This is a genomic window from Bacillus tianshenii (genome assembly GCA_020524525.2).
Lineage (GTDB): Bacteria > Bacillota > Bacilli > Bacillales > Bacillaceae_N > Bacillus_AV.
The window spans coordinates 183,227-202,622 of the sequence record CP129018.1; the positions used below are offsets into that span (position 1 = coordinate 183,227).

General features: G+C 39.2%; 18 protein-coding genes. 17 read left to right on the forward strand and 1 reads right to left on the reverse strand.

The genetic code is table 11. The features are described from left to right. The 7 genes from LC040_00870 (at position 1) to LC040_00900 (ending at position 7,445) form a co-directional block, all read left to right on the forward strand. A complete protein-coding gene (locus LC040_00870; GenBank protein ID WLR51488.1) occupies positions 1-672 on the forward strand; it encodes a site-2 protease family protein in 672 nt (223 codons plus the stop codon). Positions 673-828: 156 nt separating this feature from the next. After that, positions 829-1,869: a uroporphyrinogen decarboxylase gene (gene hemE / locus LC040_00875; protein ID WLR51489.1), complete on the forward strand. Its 1,041-nt coding sequence runs from the start codon at positions 829-831 to the stop codon at positions 1,867-1,869. Between the two features lie 55 nt (positions 1,870-1,924). After that, a complete protein-coding gene (gene hemH, locus LC040_00880) occupies positions 1,925-2,866 on the forward strand; it encodes a ferrochelatase (GenBank protein ID WLR51490.1) in 942 nt (313 codons plus the stop codon). Then, entirely contained in the window at positions 2,867-4,288 is a 1,422-nt protein-coding gene (gene hemY / locus LC040_00885) for a protoporphyrinogen oxidase (GenBank protein WLR51491.1), read from the forward strand. A gap of 141 nt (positions 4,289-4,429) precedes the next feature. Next, entirely contained in the window at positions 4,430-6,172 is a 1,743-nt protein-coding gene (locus LC040_00890) for a carbon starvation protein A (GenBank protein WLR51492.1), read from the forward strand. A 54-nt stretch (positions 6,173-6,226) separates the two neighbouring features. Then, positions 6,227-6,490: a cory-CC-star protein gene (locus tag LC040_00895; protein ID WLR51493.1), complete on the forward strand. Its 264-nt coding sequence runs from the start codon at positions 6,227-6,229 to the stop codon at positions 6,488-6,490. A gap of 25 nt (positions 6,491-6,515) precedes the next feature. Beyond that, on the forward strand, positions 6,516-7,445 hold the full coding sequence (locus tag LC040_00900) for an ArsA family ATPase (GenBank protein ID WLR51494.1): 930 nt from the start codon (positions 6,516-6,518) through the stop codon (positions 7,443-7,445). 74 nt (positions 7,446-7,519) lie between these two features. On the opposite strand, the gene yhfH is transcribed toward LC040_00900, so the two are convergent. Next, complete coding sequence (yhfH, locus tag LC040_00905) at positions 7,520-7,648, reverse strand: protein YhfH (GenBank protein WLR51495.1); 129 nt, start codon at positions 7,646-7,648, stop codon at positions 7,520-7,522. A gap of 190 nt (positions 7,649-7,838) precedes the next feature. On the opposite strand from yhfH, the gene LC040_00910 reads away from it, so the two are divergent. The 10 genes from LC040_00910 (at position 7,839) to LC040_00955 (ending at position 18,838) form a co-directional block, all read left to right on the forward strand. Next, positions 7,839-8,573: an MBL fold metallo-hydrolase gene (locus LC040_00910; protein WLR51496.1), complete on the forward strand. Its 735-nt coding sequence runs from the start codon at positions 7,839-7,841 to the stop codon at positions 8,571-8,573. A 73-nt stretch (positions 8,574-8,646) separates the two neighbouring features. Then, positions 8,647-9,639, forward strand: a complete 993-nt coding sequence (locus LC040_00915; GenBank protein ID WLR51497.1) for a lipoate--protein ligase — start codon at positions 8,647-8,649, stop codon at positions 9,637-9,639. A gap of 159 nt (positions 9,640-9,798) precedes the next feature. Next, a complete protein-coding gene (locus tag LC040_00920) occupies positions 9,799-11,337 on the forward strand; it encodes a fatty acid--CoA ligase family protein (GenBank protein ID WLR51498.1) in 1,539 nt (512 codons plus the stop codon). A gap of 316 nt (positions 11,338-11,653) precedes the next feature. Next, entirely contained in the window at positions 11,654-12,661 is a 1,008-nt protein-coding gene (locus tag LC040_00925; GenBank protein ID WLR51499.1) for an ABC transporter substrate-binding protein, read from the forward strand. A 30-nt stretch (positions 12,662-12,691) separates the two neighbouring features. After that, positions 12,692-13,723 (forward strand): ABC transporter permease, encoded by a 1,032-nt coding sequence (locus tag LC040_00930; GenBank protein WLR51500.1) that lies wholly within the window; start codon positions 12,692-12,694, stop codon positions 13,721-13,723. Next, positions 13,698-14,492, forward strand: coding sequence for an ABC transporter ATP-binding protein (locus tag LC040_00935; GenBank protein ID WLR51501.1), 795 nt, complete (start codon positions 13,698-13,700; stop codon positions 14,490-14,492). The genes LC040_00930 and LC040_00935 overlap by 26 nt, the downstream gene beginning before the upstream one ends. Before the next feature lie 185 nt (positions 14,493-14,677). After that, positions 14,678-16,312 (forward strand): glycosyl hydrolase family 18 protein, encoded by a 1,635-nt coding sequence (locus LC040_00940; protein ID WLR51502.1) that lies wholly within the window; start codon positions 14,678-14,680, stop codon positions 16,310-16,312. 119 nt (positions 16,313-16,431) lie between these two features. Continuing rightward, a complete protein-coding gene (locus LC040_00945) occupies positions 16,432-17,157 on the forward strand; it encodes an AzlC family ABC transporter permease (protein WLR51503.1) in 726 nt (241 codons plus the stop codon). Further along, positions 17,154-17,465, forward strand: coding sequence for an AzlD domain-containing protein (locus LC040_00950; protein WLR51504.1), 312 nt, complete (start codon positions 17,154-17,156; stop codon positions 17,463-17,465). The genes LC040_00945 and LC040_00950 overlap by 4 nt, the downstream gene beginning before the upstream one ends. Before the next feature lie 110 nt (positions 17,466-17,575). Further along, the gene (locus tag LC040_00955) at positions 17,576-18,838 is read left to right on the forward strand and encodes a M48 family metallopeptidase (protein WLR51505.1); all 1,263 of its coding nucleotides are present in this window, start codon (positions 17,576-17,578) and stop codon (positions 18,836-18,838) included. Positions 18,839-19,396 lie beyond the last annotated feature (558 nt).

Sequence of the window (19,396 nt, forward strand, 5' to 3'; positions counted from 1 at the left end):
ATGGACCAGTTTTTAGCTTTTCCAGTTGATATGATTCCTTACCTCGTTGTTACGTTAATTATTGCGTTTTCGATTCATGAATTTGCTCATGCTTATATTGCCTATCTTTTTGGTGATCCAACCGCAAAAGAGCAAGGTCGTTTGACATTATCTCCACTTGCTCACCTTGATGTGTTTGGAACCTTAATGATTTTTTTGCTTGGCTTTGGTTGGGCAAAGCCTGTGCCTGTGAACCGAAGCTACTTTAAACGACCAAGGCTTTCAGGCATTCTTGTGTCAGTTGCAGGGCCATTAAGCAACTTTATGTTAATGTGTCTTGCTTTTCTCGTATGGTACCTACTAATGAGCTGGGGAATTGAGGCACGGGTTGAGAGAGAAACATTTGAAGTCATTTACCGTTTTGTTAATACATTTATCTTATTGAATTTAATATTGGGGATTTTTAACTTGTTGCCTTTTCCGCCATTAGATGGATACCGGATTGTCGAAGACCTTGTCTCGCCGGCTTGGCGTGTTAAGTTACGACAACTTGAAAACTATGGGATTGTTATCTTCTTACTAATTGTACTAACACCGCTCGATCAATATACAATTACCCCGATATTTGATACATTAATCCCATTTGTATTTTCAGCAGTTGACCATGTTTTTAGTCGTTGGTTTTTAGGTTAGTTGAAGAGGGGACCCAGCTGTGACAGGCAGGCCTCCACCGTTTTTCGATCAATTTTATGAACGTTTGCACTTGTTTGTGGTAAGTTTGTTAGTGAATTAGTATAGTGATAATTGTGTGTATGTTTGGAACGATAGAGATGAGAGGTGTTGGAGTTTATGAGTAAAAGACCAATTAATGATACATTTTTGAAAGCATGTCGTGGGGAGAAAACAGACTATGTACCTTGTTGGTATATGCGTCAGGCAGGGCGTTCACAGCCTGAGTACCGCAAGTTGAAGGAGAAATATTCCCTATTTGAAATTACGCATCAACCAGAGCTTTGTGCTTATGTTACACGATTACCTGTTGAGCAATATGATGTTGATGCTGCTATTCTTTATAAAGACATTATGTCACCGCTTCCGTCAATTGGAGTGGATGTTGATATTAAGGCTGGTATAGGCCCTGTGATTGACAACCCTGTACGTTCAATGGCAGATGTAGAGCGACTTGGGGAAATTAATCCTGAAGAAGATGTCCCATATGTCCTTGAAACGATTCGTATTTTAACAGAAGAACAGTTGAATGTACCGTTAATCGGTTTTAGTGGAGCACCTTTTACGTTGGCAAGCTATATGATCGAAGGCGGTCCTTCTAAAAACTATAATAAGACAAAAGCATTCATGTATAGTCAGCCAGAAGCATGGTTTAAGTTAATGGATAAGCTTGCTGATATGACAATTACATATGTGAAATCACAGATTCGTGCTGGAGCGAAAGCGATTCAAATCTTTGACTCATGGGTAGGTGCCTTAAACGTCGCTGATTATCGGGTCTTTATTAAGCCTGTCATGAATCGAATCTTTACTGCTCTCAAAGAAGAGAACGTTCCATTAATTATGTTTGGTGTTGGTGCTAGTCACCTTGCAATGGAATGGCATGACCTTCCGCTTGATGTAGTCGGTCTGGACTGGCGTCTACAGGTTAAGGAAGCGCGTGAATTAGGCATTACAAAAACGGTTCAAGGCAACCTTGACCCAGCACTATTACTTGCACCATGGGAAGTTATTGAAGAACGTACAAAAGCTATTCTTGATCAAGGAATGCAACAGCCTGGTTATATCTTTAACCTTGGACATGGTGTTTTCCCAGATGTTAAAGTGGACACATTGAAAAAGTTAACAAAATTTGTTCATGATTATTCAAAAAGCAATTAATTGTTCACCTCAAATAGATGAACAGAGAAGAAAAATTATGTGAGGTGTGTGCGAAATGACAAAGAAAAAAATAGGATTACTTGTCATGGCTTACGGAACGCCATATAAAGAAGACGACTTAGAGCGTTATTATACGCATATTCGTCGCGGACGAAAACCATCTCCTGAAATGTTAGAAGAACTTCGAGAGCGTTATCAAGCAATCGGCGGGATTTCACCGCTTGCAAAGATTACACGTCAACAAGGAGAAGCGCTCGAAGCCCAATTAAACGAAATGCATGAGGAATTTGAATTTAAAATGTATCTCGGTTTAAAGCACATTGAACCGTTTGTAGAAGATGCTGTCGCCCAAATGAATAAAGACGGTATTAAGGAAGCAGTTAGCATTGTATTAGCACCGCATTTCTCAACGTTCAGTGTGAAATCTTATAACGGTCGTGCGAAGGAAGAAGCGGAAAAGCTTGGCGGACCAGAAATCACATCAGTCGAATCTTGGTACCAAGAGCCAAAGTTCATTGGTTATTGGGCAGATGAAATTAAAAAAATCTTTGATGGTATGAGCGAAGAGGAACGAAAGAAAGCTGTCTTAATTGTTTCAGCACATAGTCTTCCTGAACGAATTCTTACAAATGGTGACCCGTATCCAGACCAGTTGAAAGAAACAGCAGATTTAATTGCTGAAAAAGCGGGTGTGAAAAATTACGAAATTGGTTGGCAGAGCGCTGGTAACACACCTGAGCCATGGATTGGACCTGATGTTCAAGATTTAACGCGTGATTTGTATGAGCAAGAAGGATATTCTTCCTTTGTCTATGCGCCAGTTGGGTTTGTTTCTGACCATTTAGAAGTACTTTATGACAATGATTATGAATGTAAAGTAGTTACAGAAGACATCGGTGCAAATTATTATCGCCCACCGATGCCAAATGCCCAGAAACCGTTTATTGAGGCGATGGCTTCAGTTGTAACGAAAAAACTTAAAAAAGAAGGGATTTAAGTGGATGACGCTAAGCAAAGCGTTGTAATCATTGGAGGAGGAGTCACTGGACTTACAGCTGCGTATTATATGCAGAAGGAAATACGTGAACGTAATTTGCCTGTCCGGTGCACGCTGATCGAAGCAAGTGATCGTCTTGGAGGAAAGATTCAAACGTACACAAAAAATGGCTTCGTCATAGAAAAAGGTCCAGACTCGTTTTTGGCACGTAAAAAAAGTGCAGCACGCCTCGCAGCTGAAGTAGGTATGGCTGATAATCTTGTGGCAAATAAAGCAGGAAAATCTTACGTGCTTGTAAAGGGTCGGTTACACGAAATGCCAGGCGGTTCAATTATGGGGATCCCGACAAAAATGGCGCCTTTTGCTTTCTCAGGGTTATTCAGTCCATTTGGAAAACTACGCGCAGGCGCTGATCTTGTGCTGCCTCGCTCGAAGTCAAATAATGACCAATCACTAGGACAATTCTTTCGGCGTCGTCTTGGGGGAGAAGTTGTCGAGAACTTGATTGAACCATTATTATCAGGAATTTATGCTGGAGATATTGATAATTTAAGTCTTTTGGCAACGTTTCCGCAATTTCAACATGTTGAGCAAAAGCATCGCAGTTTAATCCTTGGAATGAAAAGCGTAACCCCAAAAGCGCCAAAGCAAAAAGAAAAACCTGAGAACAAGAAGACAAGTATGTTTTTGACTGTTTCAACTGGATTAGAGTCATTCGTGCATGCGGTAGAAAAACGTTTAGATTCAGGTTCAGTGTTAAAAAATACTGCTGTTCAAGCAATTGAAAAGCATGGCGAACGTTATCACATAACTTTAAATAATGGAGAAGTAATAGAAGCAGATACAGTAATTGTTACTACACCTCATAAGAAAACAGCAGAAATGTTTTCTCAATACGACTTTTTTGAGCCGTTTCGTCATATGCCGTCTACATCTGTTGCAACGGTAGCGATGGCATTTTCAGAGTCAGCAGTAAAAGAAGATATTGATGGTACAGGGTTTGTAGTTTCGCGGAACAACCATTATACGATTACCGCATGTACTTGGACCCATAAGAAATGGCCGCACACGACACCGGAAGGAAAAGTACTTCTTCGTTGTTATGTAGGCCGAGCAGGGTCAGAAGAAATTGTGGATTGTTCAGATGATGAAATTAAGAATGCTGTCTTAGAAGATTTAAACCAAACAATGAGTATTACTGAGGAACCAGAGTTTTCAGTCATTACCCGTTGGAAAAATTCGATGCCTCAATATACGGTAGGGCATAAACAACGGATCGAGACTATCAAAGAAAAGCTAGATAACGAGCTTCCGGGTGTCTTTTTAGCAGGTGCTTCTTATGAAGGGTTAGGCCTTCCTGATTGTATTGATCAAGGAGAAGAAGCTGTTAAAAAGGTCCTTCAACTTTTAAACCTAAAATAAATTCAAAAGCAGTCGGGCTATGAAGCCTGGCTGTTTTTATTATGATTTTTTTACAAAATATAGAATTTTTGGCGAATTAATTGACTGAATATTCTTTCTAAAATAAGATAGTAATGATAATAGTGAATAGGAGGGAGAAAAATGAATGGAATTTGGCTTGCGATTGTCGGTCTGTTGGTTTTTACCTTAGGGTATAAGTATTATTCGAGGTTTGTAGCTGAAAAGATTTACAGACTTGATCCATCTTATCAAACACCTGCTCATCAGTACAAAGATGGTGTCGACTTTGTTCCGACTAACAAATTTGTTTTGTGGGGTCACCATTTTACCTCTGTAGCAGGCGCAGCACCAATTGTTGGTCCAGCTATTGCAGTTTATTGGGGGTGGTTGCCGGCTTTTTTGTGGGTTATTTTAGGCACAGTCTTTGCTGCTGGCGTACATGACTTTGGAGCACTTGTTTTATCTGTAAGGAATAAAGGGCAATCTGTTGGGACACTCGCTAATCGTTTGATCGGTAAGCGGGCAAAAATTTTGTTCTTATTCATCATTCTCATATTGGTATTAATGGTTAATGCCGTGTTTGCTTGGGTTATTTCAAATTTATTCATTTCATTTCCAGCTTCTGTTTTATCTGTTTTTATTCAAATTCCACTCGCTGTGTGGATTGGATACCATGTTTATAAGAAAAAAGGAAGTATGCTAGTGCCTTCTTTGGTAGCGCTTGCAGTGATGTATGCGACTGCTATTTTAGCAAGTTATGTTCCGGCTTTACAAATAGATTTAGTGAAATATTTTGGTGGGGAAGAAAGTACAGGGCTATTTGGACTTAATGGTGTGTCTATGGCATTCCTCGTTTGGATTATTATTTTAATGGCATATGTATATATTGCCTCGACACTACCTGTATGGAAGTTGTTACAGCCTCGGGATTATATTAACTCTCATCAATTAATTGTTGGGCTGGCGATCCTTTATTTTGGTCTCTTATTCTCAAGACCAGAAGTTACAGCACCAATGACAAATGCTACTCCTGATGTTCCGTGGTTCCCGCTCTTATTTATCACGATTGCATGTGGAGCAATCTCAGGCTTTCATGGTTTAGTTTCATCAGGCACCTCTTCTAAACAGCTAAGCAAAGAAACAGATGCTCGATTTGTCGGCTATTTGGGAGCAGTAGGAGAAGGAGCGCTTGCACTAATTGCGATTATTGCAGTTGTTACATTCTTTGGTTCAAAGCAGGAATTTTTAGCGACATATTCTAGCTTTAAAGCTGCGAGTGGTGGTGGACTTGGCGCATTTATTGGTGGTGCAGGTGAATTAGCAACAGGTATATTAATCCCTGCAGGTGTAGCGAAAACAATTGTTGCTGTTATTGTCGTTAGCTTTGCTGCCACGACTTTAGATACATCCGTGCGTCTTATGCGGTATATTATTGCAGAGCTTGGTAGTGAGTATAATATTCAGCCGCTAACAAAAACACATGTTGCGACGTCAATTGCTGTAGTTTCAAGTGCCGCACTTGTTCTCATTCCTGAAGGGCCAAAAGGTTTTGGCTCAGGTGGATACCTTCTATGGCCGTTGTTTGGAACATCTAATCAATTATTAGCAGGTATTACATTATTACTTGTATCAATTTGGCTGAAAAATCAAGGCCGTAATTATTTAGTAACGATTATTCCAATGCTATTTGTGCTTGTGATGACATTATGGGCGATGACAAAGCAAGTTTTCATGGAATGGGCGATTTGGGCAGATGGAGGAGGAAATATGCTTCTATTTGTCTTTGGAGCGATTATCCTCGGATTTACACTCTGGATCTTGCTTGAATCAGTCTCGGCATTATCTAATAAACCACCAATCGATAATGTTGAACAAAAGGCATAATGTGATGAAGGGGTCTCCTAATCGAGATCCCTTCTTTTGAAGAGGAGGGCTATCATGGGAAAATTACCATCCTTAAAAAGGCTACTACAACTATACGATGAAATGCTAAGCATGCCGCATCGGACAGAGATTGCTAGGGAATTGCGAGATGAAGATGACTTATTCTTATTATTATGTGCTTCTGAAATGCTCGGACTGCCAAACCCAGCTTTTTATTATACATTAGAGCTTTATCCGCACATATTAGAGAAGTTTCATGACTGGCATTTACGAATGGGGATGGAGCATTCTCCACTTGATGGCATTCGTTGTTGTTGATTACCAAATGAAGGCGTGATTTGTGTTGAAACAATTATTAGATAAAGAAATTGTGTTTATCGGGGGAAAAGGTGGTGTCGGTAAATCCACTTCAGCCGCTGCATTTGCATTGCAGGCAGCGAACTCAGGAAAGAAGACATTACTTGTTTCTACTGACCCTGCACATAATACAGGAGATATTTTTCACAAGAAATTAAGTGGTACAATTTCCACTGTCTCTAATAATCTCGATGCAGTCGAGATTGATGAAGAGCGGGAGACAAAAGCATATATTAAACAAGTAAAAAGCAACTTAAAAGGAAATATAAAAGCCCATATGCTCGAAGAAGTTCATCGTCAAATCGACCTTGCTGCAAAAACACCAGGAGCAGCAGAAGCTGCCCTGTTCGACCGGATGACGTCGTTAATACTAGAAGAGCGTTCAAGCTATGATTTATTAGTTTTTGATACAGCTCCTACCGGCCACACCGTTCGTTTGCTTACCTTGCCAGAATTAATGGGAGCTTGGATTGATGGGATGCTTGAACGACGACAAAAACGAAATGAAAATTACACCCAGCTTTTAAATGATGGTGAGCCCGTGGAAGACCCGATATTTGAAGTGCTGCAGGAGCGTCGGACGAGGTTTCGCAAAGTAAGAGAGTTATTGATGGATGACAGCCGCACAGGCTTTGCATTTGTGCTAAACCCGGAACGGCTACCTATTCTAGAGACAGCAAAAGCGATTGAATTATTGAGTGCCCACCAGTTGACTGTTCAAACACTCATTATTAATAAAGTTCTTCCCCATGATGCAGATGGATCATTCTTTCAGAAGAGACGCCTGCAAGAAAAAGAATACATTGAAAAAATCAAAAAAGAGTTTTCAAATCAAGAAAAAGTATGGGTGCCATTCTTCTCTGAAGATATCTCTGATATAGAAAAATTAAAACAATTTTCTATATATCTGTTGTAGTACAAAAAGAAACCTGACACATTGTGTGTCAGGTTTTAAAAGTAGGAGGTAATATAGCAAAAGCACTAATGAAATTACTTCATGTCGCTTAAGCAGCTATTACACTGATTGTTGTAGCACTCATGTTGCTCTTCGATTTTGTCACCACATTTATGGCAATGCTTTGGTGGCAGGTTCTTAAAAAATTCAGTAACTTTCATCATGGTAAGTTCCCCTTTCGTTTGTTGTTCGTTTATTAAGTTGAGTTTATTGTATTATAACAGATTGAAAGTGTCAACACCTGTATTGAAACAAATTTTAATTTTTTGATAAATGGGAAAAAAGCCTATAAGTTTGAGAAGATGAATGGTTTTAGGAAGCATAAGTAAGAGAAACTAAAAATGAGGTGAGAATATGAAGGTTACAGTAGTGGGATTTTGGGGAGCATTTCCGAAAGCAAATGAAGCGACAACAGGTTATTTATTTGAACACAATGGTTTTCAGTTATTAGTTGATTGTGGGAGCGGCGTTGTTTCAAAACTTCAAAATTACATGGAAATTAAAGATTTAGATGCAGTGATACTGTCCCATTATCATCATGATCATATGGCCGATATCGGAGTGCTTCAATACGCTAGAATGATTAAGCGTATACTCGGAGAAGTAGAAGGAGTATTGCCCATCTATGGTCATGTGGAAGATACAGACGGGTTTATGAAATTATCGAGAGACCCAGATACAGTTGGTGTTGCTTATAATCCAGTCGAAACGTTAACAGTTGGGCCGTTTTCTATTCAATTTCTAAGAACAAAGCATCCGGTTGTCTGCTATGCCATGCGGGTCGAAACAGAAGAGAAAATTGTCGTTTTCACAGCAGATACAAGTTATACAGATGATTTTGTTCCTTTTGCAGCAGATGCTGATCTTTTAATTGCTGAAAGTAGCTTTTATGATGGACAAGATGCACAAGCAGCAGGGCATATGACATGTACAGAAGCAGCATCAATAGCACAGCAGGCAAATGTAAAACATCTGTTACTTACACACTTGCCTCATTTCGGACAAATAGAAGAGATGCTGACCCAAGCAAAAGACATCTATCATGGAAAAGTGACCCTTGCAGCTACCGGCTGGGAATGGGAAGCATAGAGCTTGCTTATCATGAAGTGCTTAAGTAGGATAAAAGGTAGAAAAAATGACTAAAAAAAGGCAGGCGATTTAAGTGCTCTTTATTGATAATCAAGGTATTACAGACCCGCGTATGAATCTTGCAATAGAAGAATATGCTGTGAAACACTTAGACATTAATGAAACATATTTACTCTTTTACATAAATGAACCCTCTATTATTATCGGCAAAAATCAAAATACAGCTGAAGAGATTAATCAAAGCTATGTAGATGAAAATGGCATTCATGTTGTACGCCGTTTATCAGGTGGTGGGGCTGTCTACCATGACCTCGGGAACTTGAATTTCAGTTTTATTACGAAGGATGACGGCAACAGCTTTCATGATTTCAAGAAATTCACAGAACCTGTTATCGAAGCACTTCAGCGTCTTGGCATAAAAGCTGAACTTTCCGGGCGAAATGATATTGTTGCAGGAGATGGAAGGAAAATTTCCGGGAATGCTCAGTTTTCTACAAAAGGAAGAATGTTTAGCCACGGAACTCTCTTATTTGATTCTGAAATTGAAAACGTTGTCTCAGCGCTGAACGTCAAGATGGAGAAGATTAAATCAAAAGGTATCAAATCGATTCGGAGCCGAGTAGCAAATATCCGGGAATTTTTAGATGAACAAATGACAACAGAGCAGTTTCGTGAAATGCTGCTTCGTTATATTTTTGATACGGATGGAGAAGTTCCGCAGTATGTATTAACAAAGGAAGACTGGAAGAAGATTAACGAGATTTCTGAAGAGCGTTACAAGAATTGGGATTGGAATTATGGGAAATCACCGAAGTTTAATGTTCAATACGCCCATCGCTTTCCGATTGGCCAAATTGATGTACGGCTAGAAGTTAAGAAAGGGATTATCGACCAAGTAAAAATATTTGGGGACTTCTTCGGTGTTGGAGATGTAGCTGAAATTGAAAGTGTACTTATCGGTACACGCTATGAAAAGAAAGAAGTAACTAATGCTCTTCAAAATATCGACATTACTCACTATTTCGGAAATGTTCAAAAAGAAGAATTCATTGATTTAATGTTCTAAGGAAGAGAACGTCGGTTTATCGGCGTTCTCTTCCTTAGAATTAATTGAGGTAGAAATATTTGAAAGAAAAGTGTAGAATGTTTATAATAATTAAAGAATATTCTTAATATTATTATAAAATGAATGATGCTTCATTCATTTTATTGAGGGGGAACTTCGTTGAACATTTGTAGAAAATTTAATGAAACAGCAGAACGTCTCGCTGAAAAGGATGCTTATATTTTTGAAGGTATGAGAGGAACGTATCGAGAGTTGAAGCAGCAAATTGATGCTTTTTCTAAGAACTTAATAAGTATGGGTGTGAAAAAAGGAGATCATATCGGCTTGATTTCGGGTAATAGTCCGCATTATGTAATTAGTTTATACGGTGCTTTGCAGGCGGGGGCAATTGTAATACCAATCAACCCAGTGTATACACCTGATGAGATTGGTTATATCTTAACTAATGGTGATGTTAAGGTCGTTATTGCTTTAGATAAGTTAATGCCTATATTTGAAAAGATAGACAAGGAATTGCCTGCAGTTGAGCGTTATATCTTACTTGAAACGGAAAAGAGGACGTCTCCTTCATTATTAGAAGATAAATTGAAACCGTTTTCAAAAATGATGGAATCTGTTGAGGAAAAGATTAGCTTCCCTCAATTAGATGAAGAGGATACAGCGGTAATTCTTTATACGTCAGGTACAACTGGAAAACCAAAAGGAGCGATGCTAACACGTCGAAATATTTACAGTAATGCAAAGGATACAGCAAATTATTTATCCATTGATGAGCATGATATCGTCATTACAGTGTTACCAATGTTCCATGTTTTTTGTTTAACAGTGGCGTTAAATGCCCCATTGATAAGCGGCGGGACAATCTGTATTATGCCGAAGTTTAGCCCAGATGCTGTCTTTCATGTTGCTTCTGAAAATAAAGCAACTGTTTTCGCAGGTGTGCCGACAATGTATAACTTTCTTAATCAAATTCCAACCGCTTCAAAAGAGTCCTTCTCTCATATAAGAATATGTGTTTCTGGCGGTGCTTCTATGCCTGTGGCCTTGTTGAAAAGTTTTGAGAAGAAGTTCGATGTTCAAATATCAGAAGGGTATGGTCTCTCAGAGGCTTCTCCTGTTACATGCTTCAATCCACTAGACCGTCCACGAAAGCCTGGCTCTATTGGGACAAGCATTCTCAATGTGGAAAATAAAGTCGTAGACCCAGAAGGAAACGAAGTTGAAACAGGCGAGGTTGGCGAGTTAATCGTCCGTGGCCCTAATGTGATGAAAGGCTATTATAAGATGCCTGAAGAAACCGCAGCTACATTGAAAAATGGTTGGCTTTATACAGGAGATATGGCAAAGAAGGATGAGGATGGATATTTTTATATTGTCGACCGAAAGAAGGATATGATTCTTGTTGGGGGTTATAACGTTTATCCTCGTGAAATTGAAGAGGTGTTGTATGACCATCCAGCAGTTGTTGAAACAGCTGTTATTGGAGTACCGGACCCTGAATATGGAGAAGCAGTAAAGTGCTTTGTTGTTGTGAACACTTCTACAACAGAAGAGGAGTTAAAGCAATATTGCAGTGAGCACTTGGCAAAATATAAAGTGCCGCAAGAAATCGAGTTTTTAGAGGAACTACCTAAGAATACGACAGGAAAAATCCTGCGCCGTTCGCTGCGGAATTTAGCAGTAAAATCGAATCAGTAAATTTATTGAAAAGCGGGTGCTATGCCCGCTTTTTATTTATGAACTTGAACGGTTCTGAAGACCTAAACCTCCGAAAGGGCGCTTTTTTTGTGTTAGTGGGCAACATTGTGATTGGTTTAATATAAAACTTTTGTAATGTAACGTAAAAACGCTTTAAAGCACGATAATAAATCGTTTTTTTCCACACAATTGCCTTATTTAAATAGAAATATAAAAAATAATGAAAATAAGGTTTGATATTTTCTGATAATTTTGTATAATTTATTACATAAAAGCATGCAAGCATAAAAGTGGTAAAGGGATAAGGGGGAGTACGATGGTACCGAAAAAATGGTGGAAAGTGTTAGGAAGCGCCGCGCTTAGTTTATCTTTATTAGCTGGCTGTGGCGGAGGTGGGCAAGAAACAGAAGAAGGTGCCCCACCTAGCGAAGAAAAGGCAGAAAGCTATACAGTTGGTGTAACGCAAATCGTAGAGCACCCATCTTTAGATGCAGCATTTGATGGCTTTAAGAAAGCATTAGAAGAAAAAGACCTAGATGTGAAATATGATGTGCAAATTGCACAAGGAGATATGAATAACAGTCAAACGATCGCGAATAATTTCGTGGGAAATAATGTCGATTTAATTTTTGCTAATTCGACACCAAGTGCACAAAGTGCTTTAAACGCGACACAGGATATTCCAATTGTATTTACCTCTGTCACTGACCCAGTTGGTGCTAGTCTTGTAGAAGCAATGGATAAGCCTGGAGAAAATATTACTGGAACAACTGATACACATCCAGATGCAATTCCGAATACAGTGAAGTTTATAGATGAAAACTTTGATGCGAAGAAGATTGGGATGATTTTTAATGCAGGCGAGCAAAATTCAGTTGCCCAAGTAGATATCGTGAAAAAAGCTGTAGAAGGAACAGATATGAAAGTAGTAGAACGTCCTGTTTCAACTTCTGCAGAAGTGAAGCAAGCAGCTGAATCATTAGTTGGTGCAGCAGATGTTATCTACATTATTACAGATAACACAGTTGTTTCAGCTTTAGAATCAGTTATTCTTGTTTCGAACGAGGAAGATATCCCACTGTTTGTTGGAGAATTAGATTCTGTTAAGCGCGGTGGCTTTGCGGCATATGGATTTGATTATTATGATATCGGTTATGAAGCAGGTGTGATGGCAGCAGATATTTTAACTGGAGAGAAAAAGACAGCTGATTTACCAGTACAATACCCGCAAAACTTAAAACTATTAATTAATGAAAAAGCAGCGGGTGAAATGGGAATTGAAGTAAAACCAGAATGGAAAGAAATCGCAGAGTTCACAGAATAAGCATTAAATTATTAGAGAGGATGAGCGTTTATGTTTACAGCAACGTTTGGTGCAATTGAATCTGGTATCATATATGCAATTATGGCGCTAGGAGTATACCTCTCGTTCCGTATTTTAGATTTCCCAGATTTAACGGTAGATGGTAGTTTCGTTACAGGAGCAGCTGTGACTGCTGTTCTCATTGTCAATGGCGTTAACCCGTTTGTCGCAACGATTGCTGCTTTGTTTGCAGGGTTTTTAGCGGGTTGTGTAACAGGAGTGTTGCATACAAAAGGAAAGATTAATCCACTTCTCTCAGGGATATTAATGATGATTGCTCTCTACTCAATAAACTTAAGGATCATGGGGCGTTCAAACGTTCCGTTAATTCAACAAGAGACATCATTAAGCATTCTTGAGAACTTTTGGAAGAGCTTAGGGGTTGATGACATGTTGAACAACATGTTAGCAACAGTTGGCTTAGGTGCGAATCTTCCGAAAACATGGTCAATTCTATTCTTTATGTTAATCGTTACACTGTTCATTAAGTTTGCAACAGATTGGTTCTTACGTACGGAGGTTGGTCTAGCCCTTCGCGCAACAGGCGATAACCAACGAATGATTCGTAGTTTCTCAGCGAACACTGACGGCTTAACAATTCTTGGTCTTGGTGTCTCCAATGCACTTGTTGCTTTTTCTGGAGCACTTATTGCTCAGTACAACGCATTTAGTGATGTTGGTATGGGGATCGGGATGATTATTATTGGTCTTGCTTCTGTTATTATTGGAGAAGCCTTGTTCGGAACAAAAACAATTGCTCGAACGACGCTTGCCGTTATTGGTGGGGCTATTATCTATCGAATTGTTATCAGTCTAGCACTCCGTGTTGAGTTCCTGGAAACAGGAGATATGAAGTTGATTACCGCAACAATCGTTGTTCTTGCACTCACTGTTCCAAAGATTATCGATACACAGCGTGAGAAACAACGTAGGAAGAAACGCCGTTCAGAGCAGGCATTAGCAGCAAACATCAGTGCGAAAAAAGGGGGCGAGGGCGTTGTTGCATCTAAATCAGATCTATAAAGTTTTCAATGAAGGAACATTGGATGAAAAAATTGCTCTTAACCATGTCAACCTATCGTTAAAGCCAGGTGACTTTGTAACGGTAATTGGAAGCAACGGTGCAGGAAAATCAACATTGATGAATATGGTAGCGGGAGTATTGACACCTGATGTTGGCAGCGTGGAAATTGATAATAAAGATGTAACAAATATGCCGGAATATAGACGGTCAAGATTAATTGGCCGCGTATTCCAGGATCCGATGGCAGGAACTGCACCTACAATGACGATTGAAGAAAACTTAGCAATGGCATATTCTAGAGCAAACCGCCGTACACTTCGAAAAGGGGTTACGAAGAAACGAAAGGATTATTTCAGAGAACAACTAGCTTCTTTGAATCTAAGCTTAGAAGACCGTCTCAATGCGAAGGTTGGCCTTCTGTCTGGCGGTGAAAGGCAAGCTTTGTCACTATTAATGGCTACGTTCACTGAACCAAAAATTTTACTTTTGGATGAGCATACGGCAGCGCTTGACCCTTCTCGAGCAGAATTAATCACCAATATTACCAAGGACATTGTTGATCGATTCCAATTGACAACTTTAATGGTCACACATAATATGCAGCAAGCACTTGATTTAGGTAATCGTCTTATTATGATGGATAAAGGGCAGATTATTTATAAAGCAGGAGAGGAAGAAAAGAAAAACCTCACTGTTCCAAATCTATTAAATGAATTCCAACGGATTCGCGGTGAAGGCATGACAAGTGACCGCGCCCTATTAAGTTAAAAACATCGGCTTACGCCGGTGTTTTTTTTATGTTCATTTTTAGGGACTAGGGTGTGACTTTTGATTCGAAATGCTTTTTTATATGGGTATATAGTAATTATCTACCACTAACTCTCTATGCAGGATTAATAGGTTTTTGTATAGTAAGGAAGTAGAAGATTGGTAGTATTGGAGAGATGTTGTTAATGAGAAGACTTGTTGGAGTTGTTTTAGCGTTATTGATGTTTAGTTTCACCTTCGCACCTATTGGAGAAGCGGCAACACCGAAGACTGGGATGAGCTATTTACATATTGGCACGCCAGAGGACCATGTTCAATATGTTGACAGAACCGATGGTGCCATTCAAACGGTTACACCGAATTACTTCGATATTGGTGACGATGGAAATGTAAAACTAACAAACCGTGTTAGTACAAGCTTTATGGAGGCGATGGATGCTCGCAATGTAAGAGTGGTCCCTTTTCTAAGTAACCATTGGAATCGTGAGTTAGGTAGAAAAGCATTAAAAAATCGCGATGCGTTCACGAGTCAACTTGTTCAGTATGTAAAGCAGTATGATTTTGATGGCATTAATGTAGACATGGAAGGGTTAACAGAAGAAGATCGGGATGCGTTCACATCATTTGTGAAATTGCTTCGCGAAAAAATGCCGAAAGAGAAAGAAGTATCGGTTGCGGTAGCTGCAAACCCTACAGGCAGTATAAGAGGTTGGCATGGAAGCTACGATTACACAAAGCTTGGTAAGCATGCAGATTATTTAATGATGATGACTTATGATGAGAGCTGGGATGGAAGCGCTCCAGGTCCTGTTGCAAGCCTTCCTTTCGTTGAAAAATCTGTTCAATATGCGTTAAGCCAAAATGTACCTGCCCATAAGCTTGTACTTGGCCTGCCATTCTATGGCCGCATTTGGCACCAAGAGCAAACGAAAGTAGGGTATACACCACAGCCAGGAACCGAAAAGGTAAATGGACGCGGAATTATTATGGATCGAATTGATGATTTTGTACAAAAGTATGATGGAGAGTCTACATACGTGTCTGGTTATGATAGTATTCGTACAACATTTGAAATAACTGAAGATGACCCAGAAGCGAAGTTATATAGCTGGTCAAAACCATTACCAGTTGGTCATTATGAAGTATGGCATGAATCTCCTGAAACATTAAAGAAAAAAATTCAGCTTGTTCATAAGTATGATTTAAAAGGAATTGGAAGCTGGGCCCTTGGGCAGGAATCAGCAAATGTGTGGGAAAACTTTGATTTCTGGTTAAGTGGAAAAGTCTTCGAAGATGTTGAATTAGAGCATTGGGCAGCAGAAGCCATTGCTCAAATGAAAGAAAAAGGCTGGATGGGCGGCCGCACAACAACACTGTTTGCTCCAGAGGGTTCTTTGAAACGATCAGAAACAGCAACAGTTCTTATAAGAGCACTAGAGCTAAATATGGTAGAGCCTTATGATACGCCTTTCAATGATGTGAAGAATACATATTGGGCGCATGTTCCGATTGAAGCAGCTCGTCAGCACGGGTTAATGAATGGTCGTGCAGAAGATAAGTTTGCTCCAGAGGCTAAGATTACACGTGAAGAAATGGCGGTTATCCTTAGCCGTATTGTTCATGCGGAGCAGGATCCTGCACATGCGACAACGGCATTCAAAGATGTAAGCAAGGATCGCTGGTCATACGGTGCAATTCGATTGATGAATCAAGCTGGAATCTTTGGTGGTTTTAGTGATGGTACATTCCGTCCAGAAGAACCTGTAACACGCGCACAAATGGCAGCATTGCTTGAACGTATTTCTCACCATTTAGAATAAGACACGAAGTCCTAGAATTTTTTCTAGGGCTTTTTTTATCTTAAAAGATTGAAAAATTACTATTTTCCAATAAAATGGAGTAAAGTAAAGGGTAGATCGAAAGAAAAGAGGGGAAAAGTTTGGAAACAGTCATGGCTGTAAAGAAAAACTCTGATTTTAAGCATGGCGTACAGTCAGGAGTTAGTATTGCAATTGGTTATATGCCTGCTGCGCTTACATTTGGTTTGTTAGCAAAGTCAACAGGGTTAACAATTATGGAAGCGTTAATGATGAGTGTACTTGTGTTTGCAGGAGCTGCTCAATATATTTCATTAAGCTTAATTGCACTCGGTACAGCTGGACCGATTATTATATTGACGACATTTATTATTAATATTCGTCACCTTCTTATGTCTGCTTCACTTAGTGAAAGAACAGAAGAGGAACATAAGTTCAAGAAAGCACTCTATGCATTCGGAATTACAGATGAAACATTTTCTGTTGCTTCTCTGAAAGAAGGGAAAGTTACCGCGGGCTATATGTTTGGTTTGATTGCTGTGTCCTACGGAAGCTGGGTAACCTTTTCGGTTGTTGGTCATTTCGTTGGTGCAAGCTTGCCGGAAGTATTGCAGGAAAGCATGGGAATTGCCCTCTATGCGATGTTTATCGGTTTGCTCACACCTTCATTGAAAAAGCACCGAAAAGTTGTTTGGCTAGCAGGGGTTGCGGCTGTAGCAAATAGCATTTTCACTGCGTTTTTTCCGCCAAATTGGTCTGGGTGGGCCATTGTATTAGCAACATTAGCTTCAGCAATCGCCATTGAATACATCGATTATCAAGCAAAACGGGCAGGTGAGAAGAAATGAGTACAGCCTTAATGTGGACAATCGTCGGCATGGCTATTGTAACTTATATTCCACGTGCGTTGCCTTTTTTAGCATTTGATGTAAACAAGATGCATCCATTTATAAAAGGAGTACTGCAAAATGTACCGTATGCTGCATTAGGCGCATTAATTTTTCCAGGTGTGTTATTTATGCAGTCTGATCACATCTGGTTTGGAATAATTGGAGCTATTGCGGCATTTATACCTGCACTTTTAGGTGCGAATGTAATTGTCGTCGTTTTGAGTGCAATTGGAGTCCTTACTATTTATTCATCATTCTTTTCTTAAAATACCGCTAATTCGATAGCGGTATTTTATTTGCCTTCACAATTTTGAAGAAATGAAGGCAGAGGTTGGACATATTAGTAAGAGAAGAAGTTCGGATAGGAGGGAATGAGATGACAAAGTTATTTTGGACCTGTACTGCTTTTTATATTTTTTATGCATTCTTAATGTGGTGGTATTTATTTTATGGTTCACCAGCACAGCTGCCTGATGCATTGGAAGGAACAGCTGCTGATCCAACAACATTTATGACCAGTCGGGAAATTCAGTTGAGTTATGATTACTCACGATTAAAGCATTTATTGTTCTTTCTTGTGACGCCGTTTGAGTGGCTTGTGCTGCTTAGTATTATTGTTTTTGGAGGTTCAAGTTGGTTTTACAGAACAGCAGAAGCGGTAACAAATCGTCCTTGGCTAAAAAATGTGCTCTATGTTTTTTTGCTTTCTGTTACAACTTTTGCCCTCATGTTTCCACTGAAGTGGTTGAGTCATCAAATCTCTGTAAACTATGGTGTATCCGTAGCTGATTTTTCAGTTTGGATGAAGGATGTCGTAATTGGATATTGGTTAAATTTATTGATTTTGATTGTTATTGCTTCATGGTTTGTTTGGATTATGAAAAAAGCACCTAAGCGGTGGTGGTTCTATTCATGGCTTGCTTCAGTGCCTTTCATTTTATTTCTTGTCTTTATTCAACCTGTTGTCATTGATCCGCTCTACAATGACTTTCGTTCATTACAGGATAAACAGTTAGAAGCGAAGATTTTGAATATAGCACAGCAAGCAGATATACCAGCAGAACATGTGTATGAAGTAAATATGTCAAAAAAAACAAATGCTTTAAACGCCTATGTGAATGGAATTGGCTCGAACGCGAGAATAGTTTTATGGGATACAACCTTGCAGAAGTTAAATGATGATGAAGTAATTTTCATTATGGCTCACGAAATGGCCCATTACGTATACAAGCATGTTTTTATCGGTTTATCTGGTTATTTGCTTCTATCGTTTTTTGGTTTTTGGTTTGTAGCAAAAGGTGTTGCCGTTATCAAACGTAAATGGGGAGAGGGTTTGGGGGTACGTAAAGAACATATATTATTGTTGCCTGTAATTCTGTTACTGTTTTCTGTTCTTTCTTTTGCATCAAGTCCGTTAAGTAATTATGTCTCAAGAGAAATTGAACGAAGTGCAGATACATATGCAATCGAATTAACAGAAGATCAACAAGCGGCCATTAAAACCTTTCAACAGTTAACAGCAACTGGTTTGAGTGAAGTACAACCGCCAACCCTCGTATATTGGTTTCGGTATGGCCACCCATCAATGCTTGAACGTTTACAAAAAGTAGAACAGTTTGAAACAGCTGAAGAGAAGTAATTGCCTTTGAATAATGTTCTATAACAGAAAAAAGAAAACATTTTAAATTGCTTATAAACGTTGTTAAAACAACAATGGAAGCGATTACATAGTATCTCAATAAAACTTTTTTCTGAATTTTTTGCTAAAAAGGACTTTTCTTTTTTAGTCTGTTGTTATACAATAACAACTGTAAAAGATAACTGATATATAACAACGGTAGCGGGGGGATGCGGAAAAGAAATGAACATGCAAACTTCGACTATTCAAGCAAAAGGACCGATGAAGTCAGGGTGTGACAAGTTCTAACTCACAGCTGACAGCTTTAAAAAGGGTAATGGTACATATTTCTACCATTCTAAAGTGAAAAGTAGGTTCACTATTAAAAAGGGGTCAATAGAGGACGGACAAACTTTATGGTAGAAATAATTCAAGGCAAGAAGTAGAACAGTTTAAGAATATGGAAGAAAAGCAATGAGTTCGTGGTAAAACTAACATGAGATGAGGGGTTAAACTTCCAAAGGGGCATTCTTAAGTGTTCTAGACTGTAAGCATTTGTAAGGGGATTGGTAGTTTTAT